Raw genomic sequence first — 24450 nt, 5'->3', positions numbered from 1 at the left:
TATTGAAGAATTTAACAATCAAATTAATTACAAAAATGTAGCTTAACTTAATGTGCAGTTTTTATTTGCATATCCAGACCTCCAATTTGTTTTGGAATTAATACAAATATCAAAAAATGAGTAAACCATTTATATTGCAACAACGGAACAAAATAGCGGGAAGTAAATTATAACTTTGGGCTTGATGAGCATTTTGATTGGTAAAACTGCAAAAGGGGGTTGTTTCAGGCCATTGTTGAGGATTTCGAAGAAGGTGGATTGACAATCACATAGAAACAGTCATTGGCCAATCAGGTATTTGAATTATTGAAGAATTAAGAAAATTCGCCGTTCACAAAAAAGTGTCTGTATTCAGACGCTTTTTTTATGCCTTTTATTTAAGAAATCTATCTATATTTGGAGATAAAAATGCCGCGTTTTGAAAGTAAAAATTACAATAATAATCCTTTTATCTTTAATTTCATCCCAACTTTTTGCTCAGGAGCTACTTCCTTTTGTGGAAAATTATAACAAATCAGATTATAAAGGCGACAACCAGATTTGGAATGTAGCCCAAGGAAATGATGACGCAATGTACTTTGCTAATAATTATTATTTGTTGCGATATGATGGTGTGAAATGGGAGAAATACACACTGCCCAACAAAACGATTATCCGTTCGATACTGGTAGATGGTGACAGGATTTATTCGGGTTCTTATAAAGAATTTGGGTATTGGTACAGAAAAAAAGGGAAGATGTTGTATGTCTCACTTTCTGATAAAACGAAGGTTTTCGAAGATAGTGATAATGAAGAAATTTGGAAGATATTTAAGTTCAAAGGAAAAATTTATTTTCAATCATTTAATGGGATTTTTCTGTATGATGGAAAAGCAATCAAGAAGGAAAAGTTCTCTTTTTTGATTTCTTATTGTTTCGTAGTAGACGATCAGTTGCTCGTTGCTTCAGTAGAAAACGGAATCTATAAAATGAATAATTCCACTTTTGAAAAAATTCAAAGATGGTCTATATTAGAAAATAATGTGATTCATGCTATAGGAAAGTTCCAAAACAAAACCTATATTTTTACTAAAAAAAATGGGGTTTACATTGATGATAAAGGCGTTTTGAGTACTTGGAAAAACCCTTTAAACACTATTTTGAAAACGGCTAATATCAATGCAGCTGCGTTTATAAAAAACAATAAATTAGTTATTGGAACTGCCAGTAAAGGGGTTTATCTGTTTGATTTAAAAACCAATTCCTATAAAAACATTAATAGAAATAATGTCCTGATGAACAACTCGATTTTGAGTATGGGGTTGGACAAAGAAAATGATTTATGGCTTGGCTTGGATAATGGAATTGCCCATGTTGAGGTCAATTCGCCAATATCTATTTTCTATGATAACTCGGGCGTTTTAGGCTCTGTATATTCTGTCGCTACTATAGACAAAGGTTATCTAATGGCGTCCAATCATGGTATTTTTAAATTAGAAGGCAATCAATTTTCTATAGTTCCCAATACTGAAGGGCAGGCATGGAATATCAGTAAAATTAATAACAAATACCTGATAGGTCACAACGAAGGCACTTTTGTTTACGAGAAAGGATTGTTCTATAAATTAAGTGCTGTACACGGGGGGTGGAATGTAGCAAAAAGCAGTATCAATAATTCGTATTTGCAAGCAACATATAGCGGCGTAATTATTTATAATGATATTGATGATTTGAATCAAAAGAAAAGTATAAAAGGATTAGTAAAACCAATTAAATATGTAGCTCAAAATAGGAAAAATGAAATATGGGCTGCTGATAACAACAGAGGTTTGTACCGCATTCTGTATAATGATGCCTATGAAACTACTGCGATTGAAAATGTTACCCAACGCAGCAAAATTAGTAATGATTTTGGCGTGAAAATATTTGAATTCCGAAATGAAATTCTTTTTCTGATAAATAAGTCTTGGTATACCTATAATTCAATCACGAATCAACTCGAGAAAGATAAATTATTCAATTCTAATTTCAAAAATATTTCTAATATTGCCACTATTGACGAAAATCATTTTATAGTACTTCAGAGTGGTCTTTTGTATCATATTTATGCCAATGCAAATAAATTTGTCTGGAATGTTATTCAGGAAAAATATTACTCAGGAAAGATTATCAATGACAATTTGAAAATTTTTAAAAATAAAGAAAGTTATTTATTAAATCTTGACGATGGTTTTATTTCACTTCAGTTAAAACAAGAAAAAAAACAAAATACGAATATAAAAATAGAAGCTTTTAGTGAAGATAGTTTGATTCACAATAAATCGCGGATAAATTATAATTCAGAGTTGAAGATACATGTAATATCTGGAAAATTTGGAGCGGCAAAGCCAAATTTATTTTATAAAACCACTAACACGTCTCGTTTTATACCTATCAAGGAGGGATTGATTGTTTTGAATAACCTTAGTAGTGGCGACCATAGTGTTACTATTTACGGGAATGATGGACTGAATTATACTACAATTTCTAATTTTCAATTCATTGTGGCTAAGCCTTGGTATTTTTCTTTTTGGATGATCTCGTTGTATCTTATTGTGATAAGCACAATATTATACCTATATTATAAGTGGAATAAAATACGATATGTTCAAAAATTAGAGTTTCGTGATGAGGAGTTAAAACATCAAAATAAAATTCTGGAAATGGAATTAAAAGCCCAAAACAAGTTGAATATTCAAGAATATGAAAAGCACATTTTGGAACTTGAATTGCAAACAAAGTCATCTGAGGTTGCCGGTAAGTCACTTTCTATAGCAAAGCAAAGTGAAATGATAGAACGTATTCAAGGTATTTTAGACTCTGAATCGGACTTTAATAAACTAAAAAGTGACATCAAAAAAGCCATAAAAATAAATGCCGTGAATAAACATGAATGGGAGACTTTTGAGAACAACCTAAATCAGATTCACAATGAATTTATTGTCAAGCTAGCAAAGAAATATCCCAACCTTACCTCTAAGGATATTAAACTTTGTATTTACTTAAAAATGAATCTTTCTTCTAAAGAAATTGCTCCAATGATGAACATTTCATTTAGAGGAGTTGAGTTGCAACGGTATCGCCTAAGAAAAAAATTAAATCTTAATCAGGAAGAAAACCTTTCTAAATTTTTGTTAAACATATAAATACCTTCTATTTTTATAGATACTATATTTAATGTATTGTTTTTTTAGAAACCATAATACATCATTACTACATCATATACATCTATTGCAATACCCGTTTTCCTTATTAACAGCTTTCAATCATTGATTTGTTTCGCTACTTTTATTTTTTGATGTATTTATGTAGTAACTCTGTTGTACTAACTATAACGTTGTAATTATCTAATTTGGCTCAACTAACTTTAACAAATTATTAATATATGAGAAATATTATTTTTAGCTTTTTAGCACTTATTTTACTACCGGCATACATGTCTGGACAAGTAATTAAGGGAAAAGTAGCAGATAAAAATGGCATCGGAATTCCAGGTGGTATTATAGTTGCAGTTGATTCTAAAACGAATGCAATTACTGATTTTGATGGGAATTTTGAAATTAGAGCTGTAATAGGTGAAATTTTACAAATTTCTATGTTAGGTTTTGAACCAACTTCTACTGTAGCTACATCAAACCTGATGCGTATTGTACTTCAAGAAGATCAGGATACACAATTAGATGAAGTCGTTGTTATAGGGTACGGAACTCGAAAAATTATTGATAATACTTCCTCAATAATTTCGCTGAAAGCAGAAGAAATTTCTAAAACTAAAGTACTCAATGCTTCACAAGCAATTCAAGGTAAAGCTGCGGGTGTTCAGGTAATTTCTTCTGATTTACCGGGAAGCACTCCTTCCGTAATTATTAGGGGTTTGGGTACTGCATTAGGCGGACGTACTCCTTTATATCTTGTAGATGGTATGCCTACGGAGAATATCAATAACATTAATACGAATGACATTACCTCATACGAAATTTTAAAAGATGCTTCTGCATTAGCAATTTATGGAACTAGAGCTGCAAACGGTGTAATCATTATTACAACCAAAAAAGGCAAAGGAGACAAAGTTACAGTAGAATTTGAAAGCTTCACAGGTTTTAGAGAGCCTTTGAAAAAAGTAAAAATGGCAGGAAGTAATAAGTACTCTCATTTTTCGAATTCTGCTTTGCAAACCACTACTTTTTCACAAGATCAACCCATTAACACCGATTGGTTTGATGCGATTACCAGAACAGGTTCATATACTCAAAATAACGTTTCGGTTTCTGGTGCAACGGAGAATATTAAATACTTCTTCAGTTTAGGAAATTATCAGGAAAAAGCAATTCTTAACGGATTGGATTACAGTCGGACCACTTTTAGAAACAATAATGAAATTAAAATTTCTAAAAAAGTAACTTTAAATCAAAATTTTAGTTTTGGTTCAGCAAATTCTACTCCAAAACCATTAAGCGCTTTTACTAACGCTTACAAACAATCACCAATCGTTCCAGTTCGTTTTTCAAATGGTCAATATGGAGTTTCTTATGTTGGTACTAACGGCTTTGCCGGGACTGCCGGTTCTTCTTTTAATAACGTAGGAAATCCTGTAGCACAATTAAACTATTTTGATGAAGAGCAAAGAAGCATAACCTTACAAGGGGGTTTGAAATTAGATTATGATATTTTGAAATCATTAAAATTTACTTCTCAATTTAACGGGGAATATTATTCTTGGAAAAATTACAATTTCGAAGACACTAAAACAATTTGGCAATCCAATAATAATCCGGGACAATTAAGCAGTATTACTTATCCAGCGGATAAAAATATTAATTTATTGACTAAAGGTAGAAATCAATATTTCAATTGGAATCTGTCTAACTACCTGACTTACAATAAAGTTTTTGCAGAAATTCATGATATTGAACTAACAGCTGGTATCGAGACCTCGGTTAGGGGTGCTAGAGAGCAATTGACTGTTGCCAGAAAAAATGTAAATGCAAATTCAAATTACTGGTCACTAGCGGGTGTTGATTATGTAGGAACAGTTGTTAATTACAGAGATGAGGTTTTTAATGAAAATAAAATAGCTTCTTATTTTGGTCGTTTTCAATACAAATTAATGGATAAATACCTATTTTCAGGTACAATCAGACGGGATGGTTCATCAAATTTTGGTAAAGATTACCGTTGGGGAACCTTTCCAGCCTTTGGTTTAGGATGGGTTATTACCAAAGAGGAATTTATGGCCAATGCAACAGGAATAGACTTATTGAAATTAAGAGGTGGTTGGGGTAAATTAGGAAACCAAAATGTTCCTCTTAACAACCAAGCATATAGTTCTGGTCTTACTTATTATTTAGGAGGTTCCCTATTGAATGAAGGAACTACTATCAATTCACAAGTAGATCCAAGTTTATCATGGGAAATCACCGAAGAAACTTCTGCAGGATTAGATTTTGAATTATTGACTAACAGATTGAAAGGATCATTTGATGTGTACGATAAAACGACTACAAATGTAATTTTAAACACAAGACCTTATATTACTTCTGGAATCAGCAATTCTTCACCGGCACATGTGGGAGAAGTTTCTAATAAAGGATATGAGATTGCTTTGCGTTGGGATGATAAACTAACGGATAATTTGAGTTACTGGGTTGGAGGAAATTTTTCTAACAACAAAAATGAATTGACAGGTTTAAAAGATGCTACACTTGCCCCAATTACAGGTGGAGATTTAGGAAATGGACAATGGACAAAACTATTAGACAATACTTCTGTAGGAAAACCATTGGGTAGTTTTTATATTTATGAATATGCGGGTTTTGATGCTACAAATGGTAAAATGTTATACTACACTGCAGCAGGAGCCAAAGTGACTCAAGATGCTTTAAATGCTAATGCAGATAAAAAGTACGTTGGTTCTATTTTACCTAATTCAACATACGGAGTTACTTTAGGGATGAACTATAAAAACTTTGATTTCTCAGTGGACGGATACGGTACCTCTGGAGCAAAAGTGTATAACGGTAAAAAAGCACAACGTTTTACAGGAGAAAATATCGAAGATTCACTGGCAACAGATTTTTGGACAGTAAACAATACTACTGCCTCAAATCCTGGACCGTTTAATCAAGTTCCGGTAGCGTCAACTTATTATTTAGAATCGGGGGATTTCTTTAGAATCAATAATATTACTCTAGGATACAAAATTCCTTTGAAAGGAGAATTTTTAACTTCTTGTAGAGTATATGTAAATGCAATAAATCCACTTATTACTCAAAAATTCTCAGGTTTCTCCCCTGAATTAAATGGTAATGGAGATCCTTATGGAACGCAAGGTATTGAGTTGGATGCATATCCAACATTAAGATCAGTAGTTATTGGTGCTAATTTAAAATTTTAATACAATGAAAAAGATATATATATCAATTTTTGCGCTATCCGCATACTTTTTCTCGGGATGTTCAAACGACTATTTAGAGGTAGATCAAACAGAATCTATTTCTACAAAAGACATAGAATTATTCAATAATGATGCAGGAGCTGCCACTTTTGTAACTGCCATCTACAGTAAGTTTTTAGATTGGAACATGACTTCCTTTTCTTGGATTGGGTTGTCAAGTATTGCCTCTGATGATGCTGACAAAGGATCGTCTCCAGGAGATACTGGTTCCGATAAAGATTTAATGGATGCCTTAACCTATAATGCCTCAACGCCATCAACAAGTGAGGTTTTTGCAGCTAATTATGAAGGAATTAACAGATGCAATCAAGCATTAAGTATTATTCCTCAATTAGACAAAGCTAATCCTGCTTTACGTACCAGATTAATGGGAGAAGCAAAGTTTTTGAGAGCCTTTATGTATTTCACTTTAGTGAAAACCTATGGAGGTGTTCCAATTATTGATCATTTGCCAAACCCTTCTTCTGATGAAGATAGAATTATGCAATTAACACGAAAATCTAGAGCAGAAGTGTATGCTTATATTGAAAGTGATTTGAATGATGCTATTGTGGCATTGCCAAACAAATCCGAATATGCGGCTGCTGAAAAAGGAAGAGCTTCAAAAGGAGCTGCTTACGCTTTATTGGCAAAAATAAATTTGTACCAAAAAAACTGGCAGAAAGTAGTGGACAACTGTAATTTGATTACAGGATATGCTATTGTTCCAAATTATGCTTCTATGTTTAGATTAGCTGGAGAAAATGATGCTGAATCTATTTTTGAAATTCAAGGCACAGGTTCAGTTCCTGCCAAAGGAATCTCAGGATATTCCAATACGCAAGGAGCTCGTGGTAATGGTGGATGGGGTTGGGGCTTCAATACACCATCCCAAAGTTTAGTAAATGCTTATGAAACAGGCGATAGTAGAAAAAATGCAACAATCATTTTTAGAGGTACCACTTTATATGATGGTAGAGTTGTACCAGTTACTGTTGAAAATGAAAGATACAACTACAAAGCGTATTCATCTGCTTTCACAGATGGTTGGGAAACCGATGTGAATATTAAATATTTGAGATATGCCGAAGTTATATTAATGAAAGCCGAAGCGCTAAATGAATTGAATCAAACTCTTGCAGCGATTTCTTTGTTGAACCAAATTAGAGCAAGAGCTGGATTAAGCAACACAATTGCTCTATCTAAAAGTGATGTGAGAACTGCAATTTGGAAAGAAAGAAGAGTTGAAATGGCATTTGAACACGATAGATTTTTTGATTTAGTGCGTACGGGACAAGCAGTAACTGCATTTGCTATTCATGGAAAAACATTCGTTGCAGGTAAACATGAATTGTTTCCATTGCCACAAGCTTTTATTATACAATCAGGCGGATTGTCAACACAAAACCCAGGGTATTAATTTTAAAGAACTGTAAAATGAAAAAAAATAAATATATTTTCTTATTTGCTTCTGTTTTGGCTTCACAATTTTTTGTGAGCTGTAACGAGGATAGTATAGATAAAGTCAATACACTAATTGCTTACGAGGCAATTGGTGGATATGAAAATTCAGATAACGTTGCTGCCGCTAATTTAGTTACCAAATTTAGTTTTGAGAACAGTATTACAGATTCAAAAAATGGAATAACAGGCGGGGTAGGGAAAAATGTGACCTATGGAAACGGAATCAAAGGAAAGGCATATCAAGGATCTTCAAATTCTTTTATTGCTTACAGCGCAGTGGCAAGTTCTTTGGTGGATTTAAAAAGTATTACTGTTTCTATGTGGATCAATACAAATCCACACTCCGGAGGAGCACAATCATTATTTATGTTGCCAAAAACAACAGATTTTTGGGGGAACATTTTCTCATTAATAGAAGGTACTGGTCCGGCAACTACTATGTTAATGAAAAATCATCTTCAAAAAGATGTGACACCCAGTATTGCATGGTCTGGGCAGTTTATAGAGCATGGTGGTGCTAATGTTCTAACAAATATGTTTGGAACATGGAAACATGTTGTATGGGCTTACAGTGGAGTTAGTTCTACTTACAGTATGTACATTGATGGACAAAAACTGAATTTACCTGCTTCAATTGCCAAGCGATATGCAAGTGATCCTCTTAGCGGGGGTGTTGGGTATGGTGATCTTGCCAGTTCGAATGTTTCAAAGTTCATTATTGGTGGATTCCAGCAACATTTAGGTGCTCCATGGAACGCTCCAGATGGTTGGATGTTGAATTACACCGGTTTAATGGATGAGTTTAGAATTTATAACGCAGCTCTTTCTGACAATGAAGTTGTCGCTTTATATAAATTAGAAAAAGACAACAGATAAAAGACTATTAACCCCTAGATTTCTAAAACTAGGGGTTTATTTTAAAACTATTAATCCTATTATTTTTATTAAAATGAAGATTTCCCTGAGTTTACTATTTTGTATTAGTTTTTTTATTTCCTGCTCTTCCTCAACTCCGGAGAGTAACGGAGGTACTGGAACTCCATTGCCAACAACTCCTGTTACTCCAACAGTTCCTTTGACGGATATTGAGGTTATGGATCAGGTTCAAAAAGATGCCATCAAGTATTTTTGGGAGTATGCAGAGCCTAATTCTAAACTGGCAAGAGAACGGTATTATACCAATGATCCTGGTTTTGAAGCTAATATTGTCACCACGGGAGGTTCCGGTTTTGGGTTAATGTCAATAATAGTAGGTATTGAACGCGGTTTTGTAAATCGGTCAGAAGCAGTTTCACGTCTTACAACTGCTATGAATTTTCTCGAAAAAGCAGAACGTTTTCACGGTGCTTGGCCCCATTGGATGGATGGTTCAACCGGAAAAGTAATTCCATTTGGAACAAAAGATAATGGAGGTGATTTAGTAGAGACATCTTTCCTTTGTCAAGGATTATTAAGCATCAGAGAATATTTTAAAAATGGTTCTGCCTCAGAAAAAGAATTAGCTGCAAAAGCCGATGCACTTTGGAAAGGAGTAGAATGGGATTGGTATACCAAAGGAGAAAACGCCCTTTACTGGCATTGGTCTCCGCAATACGGTTGGGAAATGAATTTTAAATTAGAAGGATACAACGAATGTTTGATTACCTATGTTTTGGGTGCTGCTTCTCCTACGCATCCTATTTCGGAACAGGCCTATCATCAGGCTTGGGCCAGAAATGGAGGCATTACAAATGGAGGATCACAATATGGAATTCCTGTGATTTTCAATTATAACGGAGCTTCAGGAAATGTAGGGCCTTTGTTCTGGGCGCAATATTCTTATTTAGGATTAGATCCCACTACATTGAAGGATCAATATGCCGATTATTGGGCATTGACCCAAAATCATTCTAAAATCATCAATCAATATTGCATTGCTAATCCACGTCAATGGAAAGGTTATTCAGATAAATGTTGGGGATTAACGGCTAGTTATTCCCGTAACAGTGATGGTTCTACAGGATATTCAGCACACCAGCCTAACAATGATTTAGGGGTAATTACGCCTACGGCTGCCCTGTCTTCGTTTCCTTTTACACCAGTAGAGTCCATGAAGTTTCTTCATTATTTATACGATGAAAAAAGAACAGAATATGTTGGAATAGCAGGGCCTTATGATGCCTTTTCCCCGCATTATAACTGGGTAACGCCAAGATATTTAGCCATTGATCAAGGTACAATTGCACCTATGATTGAAAATCACCGTTCCGGTTTATTATGGAAATTATTTATGAACGCTCCGGAAATTAAACCAGGTTTGACAAAATTGGGCTTTAATTCTACAAAATATAATTTTTAAAGAATGATGAAATGTCTAATTTTAATACTCGCCTTTTTAATGTCATGGAATTCTTTTTCTCAAACTGAGAGGAGGGGGAAAATTAAAACGGAAGTCGTTAAAAATTACGAACTAAATTACGTTTTGCACATTCCAAAGAACTCCAATGTGGAATTAACCATTTTTGATAATGCAAACCACGACAGTTGGTCGCGCGTGTATGACAACCAAGAAATTTATGATTGGATGTTCCAACAAACAAAAAACAGACAAAATGAAAATTAAACTTATTATATTACTTTTTGGAATTTCTCTTTTTGGCTACAGCCAAAAAAAGACAACTAAAAAGAACGTTAAAATTAAACCGAAAATAGAATTCGTTTCAGAGTTACTTTCTAAAATGACTTTGGAAGAAAAAATAGGGCAATTAAATTTACCTACTTCGGGAGATATTACCACGGGTCAGGCTAACAGTTCCAATGTCGCGAAGAATATCGAAGAAGGTAAAGTGGGTGGTTTATTCAACATCAAATCAGTTCAAAAAATATATGAAGTTCAAAAGATCGCGGTCGAAAAAAGCCGATTGAAAATTCCGTTGCTTTTTGGAATGGACGTAATTCACGGGTATGAAACGACCTTTCCTATTCCGCTTGGATTGTCTTGTACATGGGATATGAAACTGATAGAAAGAAGTGCCCAAATTGCGGCACAAGAAGCCAGTGCTGATGGAATCAACTGGACTTTCTCCCCAATGGTTGATATTTCCCGCGATCCTCGCTGGGGAAGAGTTTCCGAAGGTTCGGGTGAAGATCCGTTTTTGGGAAGCCAAATTGCAAAAGCAATGGTCCAAGGGTATCAGGGAGATGATTTGTCCCTTAATAATACCATTTTGGCTTGTGTCAAACATTTTGCTTTATACGGCGCGCCCGAAGCAGGACGTGATTACAATACGGTTGACATGAGTCGAATCAGGATGTACAATGATTATTTTCCACCTTACAAAGCCGCTGTTGATGCGGGTGTAGGTTCTGTAATGGCTTCTTTCAACGAAGTAGACGGGATTCCTGCAACCGGAAACAAATGGTTAATGACTGATGTGTTGCGTAAGCAATGGGGTTTCAAAGGATTTGTAGTAACTGATTTTACAGGAATTCCGGAAATGATAGATCATGGAATGGGGGATTTGCAAACCGTATCTGCTTTGGCATTAAATGCCGGAATCGAAATGGATATGGTGGGCGAGGGATTCTTGACGACTTTGAAGAAATCAGTAGACGAAAAGAAAGTGAGTATCGAACAAATTGATAATGCGGTTCGTCTTATTTTGAATGCCAAATATGATCTGGGATTGTTTGATGATCCGTATCGTTACACAGATGCTAAAAGAGCAAAAGAGGAAATTTTTACAGCAAGCAACAGAGCCGAAGCCAGAAAAACAGCTGCTCAATCTTTAGTTTTATTAAAAAATCAAAATCAGTTGCTTCCTTTGAAAAAGTCTGGGACGATTGCCTTAATCGGACCCTTGGCTGATGCCAAAGAAAATATGGCAGGAACCTGGAGTGTAGCCACAAATCAGGATAAATCCATTTCACTTTTGGCAGGAATCAAAGAAGTGGTTGGGAATTCGACCAAAGTGCTTTACGCCAAAGGAAGCAATCTGGATTATGATGCCGCTTTCGAGGAAAAAGCAACTATGTTTGGCAAAACCTTACATCGCGATGACAGAACTACCGAAGAATTATTGGAGGAAGCCTTGAAAATTGCGAATCAATCGGATGTAATTGTTGCCGCACTTGGAGAATCAGCAGAAATGTCCGGAGAAAGCAGTAGCAGAACGAACTTAGAAATTCCACAAGCGCAAAAAGACTTATTACAAGCCTTATTGAAAACGGGAAAACCGGTGGTTTTGGTTTTATTTACTGGCCGTCCATTGGTTTTGGTTCAGGAAAACGAAACCGTTCCTGCTATTTTGAATACTTGGTTTGCCGGTAGTGAAGCAGGCAGTGCAATTGCTGATGTTTTGTTTGGCGATGAAAATCCTTCGGGAAAATTGACTGCTACTTTCCCTAGAAGTGTAGGGCAGGTACCTATTTATTACAACCAAAAAAATACAGGAAGACCTTTAGGGAACAAAGAAGGGAAGTTCGAAAAATTCAGATCGAATTATATCGACGAAAGAAATGAACCTTTATATCCTTTTGGATTTGGATTGAGTTACACCACTTTTGAGTATTCGAATTTGAGGATATCAGCAGATAAAATGAGTTTCATCGAGAAATTAAATGTGACTGTTGATGTCACCAATACCGGAAATTTTGATGGTAAGGAAGTCGTTCAATTATATATAAGAGATTTAGTAGGTTCAGTTACAAGACCGCTAAAAGAATTGAAAGGATTCCAAAAAATAGCAATTAAAAAAGGAGAAAAGCAAACAGTTACTTTCGAAATTTCCCTAGAAGAATTGAAATTTTATAATTCGGATTTGAAGTTTATTGCAGAACCGGGAACTTTTCAAGTTTTTGTAGGAACAGATTCGAACACGGACCGGAAAGTTAGTTTTGAGTTGATTAAATAGATTTGGTTTATTTATTTATGATCGGCCCTTCAGTATTTGTACTGAAGGGTTTTTTTAAACAAAATAATGGTATTTGGTACATGTGAGACTGTGATACACGACTATTTTATTTACTTTTATCAATTCAAAAAAATCATTAAAAATGAAATATTTACTTTCTCTTTTTCTACTCTTTATGTTCAGTTTTGGACATGCTCAAACCGTTCAGTCTCCATCTGGCACTATAGCTCTAAATTTTAAATTAGCAGGAAATGGTCAACCGGCATATTCTGTAAATTACAAAAATAAAGCAGTTGTTTTAGAAAGTCTTTTAGGCATAAAATTAAAGGAAAAACCGGATCTCGACACTAATTTTGAAATTCTGACTTCAAAAACTTCAAGTTTCAGCGAATCTTGGAAACCCGTTTTAGGGGAACAAACTAGTATTCAAAATCAGTATAATGAGCTTAATGTTTCGCTGATTAACAAGGAAACTAAGGTGAAAATTAACATTATTTTTAGAGTTTTTGATGAAGGTGTAGCTTTCAGATACAATTTTCCAAGACAAGCGGAGTTGAATTATTTCATCATTTCGGATGAGGTTACGCAATTCAATTTGACCGAAAATAATAAAGTATTCTGGATTCCAGGAGATTTTGACAGTAATGAATACGAATACAATGAAACTAAGTTTTCTGAAATTGATAACAGCAAAATCAATATGAATAATGGAATTGGAGTAAAATCTATTCCGGGAAAATATATGGTTCAAACACCTTTGATGATGAAAGCACCATCAGGTTTGTATCTCAATATTTTTGAAGCTGCGGTTGTCAATTATCCGGTCATGCACCTGAATGCTGATGTGACAAATTACAAATTAAAAGCCGAATTAGTTCCTAACGCTATTGGTGACAAAGCGTATTTGCAAACACCCTGTGTGTCACCTTGGAGAACAATCATGATTAGTGATGATGCCAGAGATATTGTGGCTTCTAAAATGATTTTGAATCTCAATGAACCGTCAAAATTAGACGATACGTCTTGGATAAAACCCATGAAATATGTTGGAATTTGGTGGGAAATGCATGTTGGGAAATCAACTTGGGATTATGCCGGTTCTCAAAATGCCACTAATTTTGCAGATGCCCCAAAAGCTTCAGGAAAACATGGCGCTACCACGGAAAACACGAAAAGATACATTGATTTTGCCGCAAAAAATGGTTTCGGTGGGGTACTTGTTGAAGGTTGGAATGTAGGTTGGGAAGATTGGAACGGAAACTGGAAAGAGGAAGTTTTTGATTTTACCACTCCGTATCCGGATTTTGATATTGCTGCAATTTCGGCTTATGCCAAAGCAAAAAATGTACAGATGATCATGCATCATGAAACATCGGGTTCTGTCAGTAATTATGAAAGACACTTGGATCGCGCTTTTGATTTGATGAAAAAATACGAATATCCGGCGGTAAAAACCGGTTATGTGGGTAAAATTATTCCGCGTGGCGAATTTCATGACGGGCAATCTATGGTGAATCATTTCAATTTTGTTGTTAGACGTGCCGCGGATTACAAGATTATGATTAATTCCCACGAATCATCAAGACCTACCGGTTACGGAAGAACATATCCTAATTATATCGCTGCCGAAGCGGCTCGCGGGAATGAATTCAATGCTTGGAGCGTAGGAAATCCACCTATGCATGAAACTATATTGCCGTTTACCAGACAACTGGGCGGACCTATGGATTATACACCGGGCATATTTGAAATTAAAATGAGTTATTATGATAAAAATAAAACGGAGCAGGTACACACGACTTTAGCCAAGCAACTGGCTTTGTATGTAACGATGTATTCTCCGTTGCAAATGGCGGCCGATTTATTAGAAAATTACGAGAAATATCCGGATGCTTTTCAGTTTGTCAAAGACGTTGAAACGGATTGGGATGAAAGTAAGTATTTAGAAGCTGAACCAGGCGATTACGTTACGGTTGCTCGAAAAACAAAAGGAAAAGAAACCTGGTTTTTGGGTGCAATAACAGATGAGAATGCCAGAAAATCAGAAATTAAATTAGATTTCCTGACCAAAGGAATGAAATACAAAGCCATCATTTATGAAGATGCTAAAGATGCCGATTGGAAAAAGAATCCTATCGCTTATAAAATAAGAACGATAACAGTAACCAGCAAATCAAAAATCAAATTGAATTTAGCTCCCGGAGGTGGAACGGCAATCAGTTTTGAACCAATAAAATAAATAGGATATCCTGCAAGAAAATATAACTTGCAGGATTTTTTTTGAATCTAGCATAAAATATTCAGTAAGAATTACGAAATTGCGACGGCAACCAAAACCAAAATTATAAAGAAGAATACCCAAAAAAGCCCAAATTTATTATGAAAAAATCAATTGTTTTAGCCGCACTTTTCTTTGGTGGAATTACTGCTTTTGCGCAAGCTAAGGAGGAACAAATGTTAAAAGAAATTTACAAATTATCCTTAACCAATGCCAAATGTTATCCTTGGCTGGACCATTTATCCAATACCATTGGATCCCGATTATCAGGTTCTATAGGAGCTGAAAAAGCAGTTTTGTATACCAAAGCACAATTAGAAACCCTGGGTTTAGATAAAGTCTATCTCCAGGAAGTAATGGTGCCAAAATGGGTTCGTGGCGAAAAAGAAATCGCATATTTACAAGTAGGAAAACAAAAAATTAATTTCCCCATTTGCGCGCTGGGAGGTTCAGTGGCCACTCCAAAAAAAGGAGTACAAGCAACTATAATTGAAGTAAACAGCCTGGAAGAATTAACCGCATTAGGGGAAGCAAAAGTAAAAGGGAAAATCATTTTCTTCAACAGAGCGATGAATCCTGAATTTATCGAAACTTTCAAAGCCTATGGGAGTTGTGTTGACCAAAGATCATCAGGAGCCAGAGAAGCTGGAAAACTTGGTGCTTTAGCTGTAATTGTAAGATCCATGAATTTGCGATTGGATGATTTACCGCATACCGGTGCAACTAATTATGGAGAAATTTCCAAAGAACAACGAATTCCAGCTGCTGCCATTAGTACAAATGGAGCCGAACTGTTGAGCAAAAGTTTAAAACAAAATCCAAATTCGCTATTCTATTTCAAACAATCTTGTGAAACATTTGATGATGTTTTATCCTACAATGTGGTTGGTGAAATAACAGGTTCTGAACATCCTGAAAGGATAATGGTCGTTGGCGGCCACCTTGATTCCTGGGATTTAGGAGACGGATCTCATGATGATGGTGCTGGATGTGTTCAAAGTATGGAGGTATTAAATATCTTCAAAAACATTGGGTATAAACCTAAAAATACGTTGCGTGTGGTATTGTTTATGAACGAAGAAAACGGAGTTCGAGGCGGCAAAGAATATGAAGTACAGTCCAATAAAAATAATGAAAACCATATTTTTGCTTTAGAAAGCGATTCGGGAGGATTTTCCCCAAGAGGATTTTCAATTGATGCTGATGAAGCAAATTTTAACAAAATCAGTAGTTGGGCAACGTTATTTGAACCATACCTAATCCACAAATTTGTAAAAGGACATTCCGGTGTTGATATTGGTCCACTGCAATCCAATCATATCGTAAAGGTGGGATTGCAACCGGATTCGCAACGTTATTTTGATTACCATCATGCCGCTAATGACACATTTGATGCTGTCAATAAAAGAGAGTTGGAACTAGGAGCAGCGGCTATGGCTTCCTTACTTTATCTGGTAGATCAGCAAGGGATTGTCAATTAAAAATCCAAAATCTTAGAAGGTGCTACATTCAATATTTGAAAGAAATAGTGAATGTAGCACCCTCATTTATTTTACTCTCAACCGCAATTCGCCCGCCTAAGCTTGTGATGTAGTTGTACACTAAATACAGCCCTATACCGTTGCTGTCGTTGTTGCTGTGAAATTTTTCATACAATCCAAAAATCCTGTTTTTTACTTTGTCTAAATCAAAACCCAGCCCATTATCAGAAAAAATTAATTGATTGATTCCATTTACCTTTTTAGATTGTATAGTAATAATTGGAGGGGCATCCGGTTTTGCATATTTAATCGAATTAGTCAATAAATTTAAAAAAATACTTTTGATGTACGCTTTGTTAAAAGTTACATTTTCAAAAGCTGAAAAGTCGATATTAATTTCTGCTTTTGAATCTTGGACTAAAGAATTTATCGAGATCAAGACTTCGTTGAGTGCTTCATTTAGGTTTATTTTTTCTATTTGAGTGTTGATGTTTTCATTATCAATTAATTCATCAATCGAATCGTTTAAAGTTTGTTTTAAATTTTCACTGGTCAATTTAAGAGTGCTGATCAATTCCAGTGTTTCCGGATCATGAATTTTAGTGCTGTCTATCAAACTGAAGACCGAAAGCATATTGTTAATGGGAGACTTTAAATCATGGGATGTTTTATGTGACAAAACCGTAAGCTCCTTATTAATTTGGGTAAGATTGGCAAGAAGTAAATTGCGTTCTTCTTCGATTCTTTTTTTATGGGTAATGTTTTTGGCAATCGCATACACTAATCTTTCGGACTCGACAGGCATCGATGTCCAGGACAGCCATATAATTTCCCCGGTTTTTGTTAAATACCGATTTTCAAAATTCAAAAGAGGCTTGTTTTTATATACTTTTTCTCTGGTTTCAATAGTAATTTTAAGGTCAGATGCATACACAAAACTACTGATGGGTCTAGCATACAATTCCTCTTCTGAAAATCCTAATAATTTTGAAACAGCCGGATTTATTCTTCTAAAATAGCCGTCAAATCCCGCAATACATATAAAATCAGCAGATATATTAAAAAAATTATCAAAGTTATATGGCCCATGTGAATCAGTATTCATCTTTGTTACATTCATTATATTTATTAATCTAAAAAGTTTTTTTTAAAGCATCAGTGTCCAGACTCTTTTTGATTTTTGTTGTCTGATATAAAAAATTATATTATAAGAAAAGTCATATCTTTCCTAATTTTGCAGTTGATAGAATTTCTTCTGATAAAGCGGCATAATAATTTTTTGAAACAATTGGTTGTGGTGTCTCCTGGTCTCGACTTAGCATCATAAAAGAAAATAATTAAAACTTAAAGTGTAAAAAAACAAGCACAATTAACAAATAAAATCCAATTTTTTTTAAAATAGTTTTAAAATTAAAATGGTTAGTGTTTTCCTCTGAATTTAGTGCTGAATTTTTCATTTAATGTAAATTAGGTTATACATGCAAATTTAGAAATAGTAATTCGTCTGGCTATAGGTGTTTTTACGTGATTTTAATTAAGTTTGAAGGGTATTTACCATTCAAGTTTTGGATAGATAAAATTTTTATTATTATGGAAGAAAATAGTACACCACATTTAGCTAATAATATGTTATAATTAACCCGTTGGGTGCAATTAATTTTTGATGATAATTTTCGTCAGTTCGAGTGATCCCGCTTTTGGGCGGGATTATATCGAGAACTAGAAAATTAGTATTAAAAACGGTTCTCGATACACGTCACTTCGAGTGCGAAGCGTATTGAGAAGTTTTGTTCCGTTTTACTACACAAAAAACACTCGAACTGACGTTTTGAATAATTGCACCCAACGGCTTATAATTAAAGAAATAGGATAAACAATTTCAATTAAATCAAAACACATCACGATCATTCAAATAAAATTTTGGTAAACAAAAGAAGGCTGTCATATCCAGACAGCCTCGTTTTTTTATTGTGTGTAAAGTATTTATATTTTGAATATTCCTCCTACAGCAATAATTCTCTGAAAAAAGAAAAAATCTTGTGAAGCACTGTCTTCGGTGCTTTGTGTAGTTCGAATGTCTTGCATGTTAATATACCCTCCTTTGAGTTCTCCTTGGATATAAAAATGTTTAAAAAAAGTAACATTCAATCCTGCTTTCAAAGAAGTTCCATACCCTGAAACATGAAAATCATCATGACGATCTTTTCCTAATAAAGTGGTGTTAGTTTTTGGATATAAGAGACCAAAACCAACTCCCTCGGTTAAATTAACTTGAATTTTATCCGTATTTCTAATTTTGAATAATGACGAGATATCATCATGTCGAGAAAACTCAGTATTCACATAATTTAAACCATCGGTATGTTCATATTTGAGAAATTTTGCTGTCAAAAGAACTTGATTATTGGCTAATAGCTCATCATAAGATCCCGGATTGGGATAATGCCCATTGATCGTTACCGCCTTGTCTTGTAGCATTACATATTTCATGTGATCTACACCTATAGCAACGCTGTAGTGGTCACTTATGAAATACCCCATTCTGAAATTAGTTTGAGGAATTGTCATTTTTGCTGGATTGATATAATCTACATGCCACCCTTTTGGTTTGTCCTGCGCTTGGACATTTTCTAAGGTAAAATTGTAATCTTTACCTCGAAAGGTTATGTCCGACTTGGAGTAAGTATCTCTGTTTCCTCCCCATGAGATGAAAAATTTTCCTTTGTTATGAGTTGTATATTTAGTTTGAATTTCTGTAATTTCCTGTGCAATTATACTATTGGTAAATAAAATAATAAGGGATGCGTAATATAAAAGATATTTCAATGTATTTGGGGCCTAAATTTAAAATGTGTGTATTGTTTTTCTGATGGCAACTAACTTGGTCATTAAGGATTCAAAATAATCCAAATGCAACATATTAGCACCATCGCTTTTTGCATTGGCAGGATCAAAATGGGTTTCTATAAAGATTCCATCTACGCCTACAGCGATACCAGCTTTGGCTATAGTTTCAATCATATCAGGTCTTCCGCCAGTTACGCCAGCTGTTTGGTTGGGTTGTTGTAGCGAATGGGTAACGTCAAGAACGGTAGTAGCATATTGTTGCATTGTAGGGATTCCTCTAAAATCAACAATCATGTCCTGGTAGCCAAACATCGTTCCTCTATCGGTAATCATCACTTTTTCATTGTTACAATCCAATACTTTTTGAACCGCATGTTTCATGCTTTCCGGACTCATGAATTGTCCTTTTTTCAAGTTGACTACCTTTCCGGTATTGGCAGCAGCCATTACTAAATCCGTTTGACGCACTAAAAAAGCTGGAATTTGCAATACATCAACATATTGAGAAGCCATATCCGCATCTTCATTTGTATGAATATCCGTAACGGTAGGAACTTTAAATGTTTCTGAAACTTTTCTGAGGATTTTCAATGCTTTCTCGTCACCGATTCCTGAAAAACTGTCAATTCTAGAGCGGTTTGCTTTCTTGAAGGAACCTTTGAAAACGAAAGGAATTTGTAAATTATCAGTAATACCAACTAGTTTTTCGGCAATTCGCATCGCCATTTCTTCTCCCTCAATAGCACAAGGACCAGCAAGTAGAAAGAAATTACCACTGTCTGTATATTTTATTTGTGGAATATGTTGTAAGTTCATAGTATGATTTTTTAAAGGTGCAAAGGTAGTTATGATTTGCGATTTCCAATTTACGTTTCCCAATTAATTTCGGGCATTAACTTTTTTTTAGGAGCTATTTCCTGCTGTATGTTGCAATCTCCCTGAAAAACGGGAGGATTTTTACTGCCATCAGGGCTAAGGATTTGGTTTATAGGGACTTTTGGGATTTTAAAAACTATTTTTTTTTCAATGTAAGTCCCACCGGAACCATCAATATTCCTTTTTCATAGATGTTCAGGTAGAGTAGTAGCGGTTCTTTCTGACCGTTCCATTTTAATTCATAAATGTCCAGAAATCCAGCACCCATGTCACTTCTTTTGGTTGGAAACGGACAGCAACTTTCTTGTTTGGTATACGTTATTTTTTCACCATTTGGTCCCGCTAATGCGTTCAAAAACCGTTCTTGGTTGATCGTTTCGTTTTTTGTGTTATTAAAGAATATATTGACGGGATAATCCTTATCATATCCATATTTTTTGTTTGTACTGTACTGAGTAATCACAAAAGTATAGTCTTGTGACAGCAATAAATCGGGAGCATTATCGTCCGTGTTTTTCAAAGTAGATTGTGTACTTATACAAGAAGTAGTACCTATTAGCAAAGCAATAAAAAGGATCGATTTTTTCATGTTTAAGGTAGATTTATAATGTCAAAATTTAAACGGCACTTTTAATTGCAAGGAAGTACTTCGAGACAAATATAACCAGAACTTCAGACCTTATTGCGAGTTCCCTGAATAATTTACAAGTGTCTATTGTGGAATATAACATTTGTCTTAAAATCTCGTAAAATGCTTCTTATCTTTGTACAAAAAAACAATATGGATATTATTTTTAAAACCTGGTCTTGGTCTGTTTCCGGTTTTTTGATCGGCTTGATTATGCTGGCACTTATTTATTTCGGAAAGTCTTTTGGAATGTCTTCTAATTTGCGTTCGCTTTGTTCGATGGCTGGTTTAGGAAAACGAGTTTCTTTTTTTGATTTTGACTGGAAAGCACAACGCTGGAATTTAGTGGTTGTTCTTGGCGCAATGTTAGGTGGTTTTGTTGCCGTTCATTTTATGAGTGATGCTTCAAATGTAACTATTAATCCTAAAACAATTGCACAATTAGCACAACTTGGTATTGAAGCTCCAAACGGAAAATTAATGCCGGATGCGCTTTTTGGAATCTCCATTTTAGAATCCCCAAAGCATATTTTTATACTGCTTATTGGTGGTGTTTTGGTAGGTTTTGGCTCTCGTTATGCAGGAGGTTGTACTTCAGGACATGCCATTTCAGGCTTGAGTAATTTACAAATTCCTTCGTTGAAAGCCGTAATTGGATTCTTCATTGGTGGATTGATAATGGCGCATTTTTTATTGCCATTAATTGTAAAGTAGATAAGCAATCATTGACTCATAATATAAAATAAAAAGAATGAAAAATATACTAAAATATCTATTGGTTGGATTTGTTTTCGGAATTGTTTTGACTAAATCTGAAGCCGTTTCCTGGTATCGCATTTATGAAATGTTTCAATTTCAGTCGTTTCACATGTACGGAATTATTTCGGTGGCTATCTTGACGGGAATTATTGGCATTCAAATCATTAAACGAAACAATATAAAAGACATCAAGGGAGAATCTATAGAAATTCCGGATAAAGAAAAAGGCTCTGCCAGATACTGGATTGGCGGATTGTTTTTTGGATTGGGTTGGGCATTGGTAGGTTCTTGTCCGGGACCAATATTCATCTTGCTTGGGGCTGGTTTTTGGACCATTTTGATAGTGCTTTTCGGGTCTCTTTTAGGGACTTATCTATATGGACTATTGAAAAATAAATTACCTCATTAATCGAAAAACACTTGACATCAAAATAGCATTCTCTTGTGGGAATGCTATTTTTTTTTTAATTTTAAAATGCCGGAAACAATCAAATATTGCGCAAGTAAATAGGTTGCCATAATCAAAAAGGAGCTGTATTGCAATGGCGCATAGAATTTATCAAAGGCCAAAAGACTATCTGAAGCTACAAAAACAATAGCGCCAATTAATATATAGCTGTTGGCAGGTTTTTGCCAGTTTAAAAAACCCTTGAGCGCAAATAACAACATAATTGAAATAGTAAGGGCATATAATAGAACAGGAATTTTTAAGTCCCCTAAACTTGGCAATAAAAGCAACATCATTACGATTAAATAAACTACGATTACTGTAACTCCTACCCAGAAAATAATTTTACTATTCTTTAAATAAATTTTCAATTGTTTGTTAAATAGTATGATATACGAAATGTGCGAAAGTAGAAAGGCAATCAGCCCTGCAATAAAATACAACTCTCCTTTGTCAGCAAACATCAAAATAATGTCCCCTATCCACGACAAAGTCAAAGCAGTTATAAGAACTTTTTTAGTACTAAATCTTTCGTGTAAATAAACTGTCAGAATTAAAAACGGCAATAAAAATGGTTTCAAAAACCAAGCTATAGTTTCCCAACCAAAAAGAATTAGCAATAGATAAACAAGACTAAACCCAATAAAACTCTTTACTTTAATGTTGTGTTTCATATTTTTTTTAAGATTGAACGGTAATCATGGCATCTTTTTCAAAATTAGTGCTGACAAAATATACAGTTACAGCCAAGGATAAAAGGAGATAACCACCAATAATATAACTCGCAAAAGGAAAAAGTTGATTCATTCCAAACCAATCGCCAAAATAGAAAATTAGTCCAATTCCAAAAACAAAACGGATACTTTCCCAGAAGATGGAAATTTTGCGGGTATCCATTAATTCCGTGTAACTGTAAACGGTCAGGAAGATGAATGCGCCGTAAATAAATACATTTGGCAACCCTATCACCACGATAGAATTATACATATAACTAATAAGTAACAACGTTATAATTGCTTGAAATAAGGACCAGTACATTAGTTTTTTAGAATGTTGAACGCCGTATTTTTCAAAATCATATACATTGGTAATTTTGACAACGGGATATTTTTCTTCAAAATTTTCCGGACGCCAGCCTGTTGGTTTAAACCAAATGATAAACTTATCTTTCCAGTTTTCGGCGCGCCAAGCATCTGTAATCAATAGCCATAAATGCTGAAAATTTATCCGGATCGGATTCCAGGTTCTGGCTGGTCTTGTGATTCCAAAAACAGGTGGAACGCTTTCTAATTCCGCTTGAAAAGTACCAAACAATTTATCCCAAATGATGAATATTTGCGAATGGTTCTTGTCCATGTATTCTGGATTGATGGCATGATGCACCCTATGATGGGATGGTGAAACCAATATCCTTTCCAGAAAACCAATTTTCTTGATGTGCTTAGTATGGTACCAAAATTGAAGGAATAAATGAATTGGTAAGGTTATCGCAATCACTTTGGAGGGAACTCCTAAAAGTGCGGCTGGAATCAATAAAAAGGTAAACAGATTTACAAAACTGGAAACGGGCTGGCGTAGGGCACAGGCCAAATTGAATTCTTCACTGCTATGATGTATAGCATGTTTGTTCCATAAAAAGTTAATTTGATGCGACAAACGATGACTCCAATAGCCATAAAAATCAATAGCTATAAATCCAATAAAATAGGTTAAAAAGGTAGCTTCAAGATTGAATAAAGCTATTTTAGATACGATCCAATCGTAAGAAACCAGTGTGATACTAAGTCCTAAAACATCTTTTAGGGAGTTGACCATTCCAGAGCTCACGCTTGAAACAGCATCCATATTAGGTGCGGTATCTTCCCCTTTGTAATGCCCATAAATTTTTTCGATGCTAATTAATATCAAAAAAATGGGCATTACAAAAACTAAAATTTTACCATATTCTTCCATAAGAACACTTTTTTTATTCAAATATAGAATAAAAGAGAATGTTTTTTAATTATTCACAGTAATTTATTTGTCAAAGGGAATTTTTATTATTCTTAAATTATTTCTGCATTTAATCCTGCTTCTAATAATTGCGTGCATTGTGGTTTTAATTTGTCGTAAGGCCCTGTTTTTACAGTACATTTTCCGTTATAATGTACGATTAATGAACATTGTTCTGCTTGTTCCGGTGTGTGATTGCATACGCGAATTAAGGTGTCAATGACATGGTCAAATGTATTTACATCATCATTATAAACGATGATTTCGTTGTCCAGCTGGGTTGCTTCTTTGACATGGACTCTTTCTCTTACTTTTTCTTTAGTACTCATTTTATA

At 34.7% G+C, this 24450-nt stretch carries 18 protein-coding genes; 11 read left to right on the top strand and 7 right to left on the bottom strand.

From position 1 onward, the window contains the following. The first annotated feature begins 418 nt into the window (after window positions 1–418). The 9 genes from EKL98_RS11245 (at window position 419) to EKL98_RS11205 (ending at window position 16565) form a co-directional block, all read left to right on the top strand. The gene (locus EKL98_RS11245; protein ID WP_126562458.1) at window positions 419–3163 is read left to right on the top strand and encodes a helix-turn-helix and ligand-binding sensor domain-containing protein; all 2745 of its coding nucleotides are present in this window, start codon (window positions 419–421) and stop codon (window positions 3161–3163) included. A gap of 239 nt (window positions 3164–3402) precedes the next feature. Then, window positions 3403–6411, top strand: a complete 3009-nt coding sequence (locus tag EKL98_RS11240; RefSeq protein WP_126562456.1) for a SusC/RagA family TonB-linked outer membrane protein — start codon at window positions 3403–3405, stop codon at window positions 6409–6411. 4 nt (window positions 6412–6415) lie between these two features. Then, complete coding sequence (locus EKL98_RS11235; RefSeq protein ID WP_126562453.1) at window positions 6416–7870, top strand: RagB/SusD family nutrient uptake outer membrane protein; 1455 nt, start codon at window positions 6416–6418, stop codon at window positions 7868–7870. 17 nt (window positions 7871–7887) lie between these two features. Then, window positions 7888–8790, top strand: a complete 903-nt coding sequence (locus tag EKL98_RS11230; protein ID WP_126562451.1) for a LamG domain-containing protein — start codon at window positions 7888–7890, stop codon at window positions 8788–8790. 73 nt (window positions 8791–8863) lie between these two features. Further along, complete coding sequence (locus tag EKL98_RS11225; RefSeq protein ID WP_126462991.1) at window positions 8864–10252, top strand: glucoamylase family protein; 1389 nt, start codon at window positions 8864–8866, stop codon at window positions 10250–10252. A 3-nt stretch (window positions 10253–10255) separates the two neighbouring features. After that, on the top strand, window positions 10256–10516 hold the full coding sequence (locus EKL98_RS18080) for a hypothetical protein (RefSeq protein WP_233579310.1): 261 nt from the start codon (window positions 10256–10258) through the stop codon (window positions 10514–10516). Beyond that, the gene (gene bglX, locus EKL98_RS11215) at window positions 10506–12806 is read left to right on the top strand and encodes a beta-glucosidase BglX (protein WP_126562449.1); all 2301 of its coding nucleotides are present in this window, start codon (window positions 10506–10508) and stop codon (window positions 12804–12806) included. Before EKL98_RS18080 ends, bglX begins: the two co-directional genes overlap by 11 nt. Before the next feature lie 142 nt (window positions 12807–12948). Continuing rightward, window positions 12949–15045, top strand: a complete 2097-nt coding sequence (locus tag EKL98_RS11210) for a glycoside hydrolase family 97 protein (protein ID WP_126562447.1) — start codon at window positions 12949–12951, stop codon at window positions 15043–15045. Window positions 15046–15185: 140 nt separating this feature from the next. Beyond that, complete coding sequence (locus tag EKL98_RS11205) at window positions 15186–16565, top strand: M28 family peptidase (protein WP_126562444.1); 1380 nt, start codon at window positions 15186–15188, stop codon at window positions 16563–16565. A 28-nt stretch (window positions 16566–16593) separates the two neighbouring features. Here the strand turns inward: EKL98_RS11205 and EKL98_RS11200 are convergent, their stop codons facing one another. The 4 genes from EKL98_RS11200 to EKL98_RS11185 form a co-directional block, all read right to left on the bottom strand. After that, window positions 16594–17670: a PAS domain-containing sensor histidine kinase gene (locus tag EKL98_RS11200; RefSeq protein WP_126562441.1), complete on the bottom strand. Its 1077-nt coding sequence runs from the start codon at window positions 17668–17670 to the stop codon at window positions 16594–16596. Window positions 17671–18548: 878 nt separating this feature from the next. Beyond that, window positions 18549–19391, bottom strand: coding sequence for a hypothetical protein (locus tag EKL98_RS11195; protein ID WP_126553591.1), 843 nt, complete (start codon window positions 19389–19391; stop codon window positions 18549–18551). Between the two features lie 18 nt (window positions 19392–19409). Further along, the gene (gene kdsA, locus EKL98_RS11190; protein ID WP_126562439.1) at window positions 19410–20228 is read right to left on the bottom strand and encodes a 3-deoxy-8-phosphooctulonate synthase; all 819 of its coding nucleotides are present in this window, start codon (window positions 20226–20228) and stop codon (window positions 19410–19412) included. A 196-nt stretch (window positions 20229–20424) separates the two neighbouring features. Beyond that, on the bottom strand, window positions 20425–20877 hold the full coding sequence (locus EKL98_RS11185) for a 2-dehydro-3-deoxyphosphooctonate aldolase (protein ID WP_126562436.1): 453 nt from the start codon (window positions 20875–20877) through the stop codon (window positions 20425–20427). Window positions 20878–21069: 192 nt separating this feature from the next. On the opposite strand from EKL98_RS11185, the gene EKL98_RS11180 reads away from it, so the two are divergent. Next, window positions 21070–21630 (top strand): YeeE/YedE family protein, encoded by a 561-nt coding sequence (locus EKL98_RS11180; RefSeq protein WP_126463087.1) that lies wholly within the window; start codon window positions 21070–21072, stop codon window positions 21628–21630. A 37-nt stretch (window positions 21631–21667) separates the two neighbouring features. After that, on the top strand, window positions 21668–22084 hold the full coding sequence (locus tag EKL98_RS11175; protein WP_126462976.1) for a DUF6691 family protein: 417 nt from the start codon (window positions 21668–21670) through the stop codon (window positions 22082–22084). Between the two features lie 44 nt (window positions 22085–22128). On the opposite strand, the gene EKL98_RS11170 is transcribed toward EKL98_RS11175, so the two are convergent. The 3 genes from EKL98_RS11170 to EKL98_RS11160 form a co-directional block, all read right to left on the bottom strand. Next, complete coding sequence (locus tag EKL98_RS11170) at window positions 22129–22797, bottom strand: lysoplasmalogenase (protein ID WP_126562433.1); 669 nt, start codon at window positions 22795–22797, stop codon at window positions 22129–22131. A gap of 7 nt (window positions 22798–22804) precedes the next feature. Then, entirely contained in the window at window positions 22805–24076 is a 1272-nt protein-coding gene (locus EKL98_RS11165) for a sterol desaturase family protein (protein ID WP_126562431.1), read from the bottom strand. Between the two features lie 92 nt (window positions 24077–24168). Then, window positions 24169–24444, bottom strand: a complete 276-nt coding sequence (locus EKL98_RS11160) for an ATP-dependent Clp protease adaptor ClpS (protein WP_126553601.1) — start codon at window positions 24442–24444, stop codon at window positions 24169–24171. Between the last annotated feature and the right edge of the window lie 6 nt (window positions 24445–24450).

The organism is Flavobacterium bomense (assembly GCF_003970355.1).
Note: the sequence above shows the minus strand (reverse complement) of the source record. Positions and strands in the feature narration are given on the sequence as shown.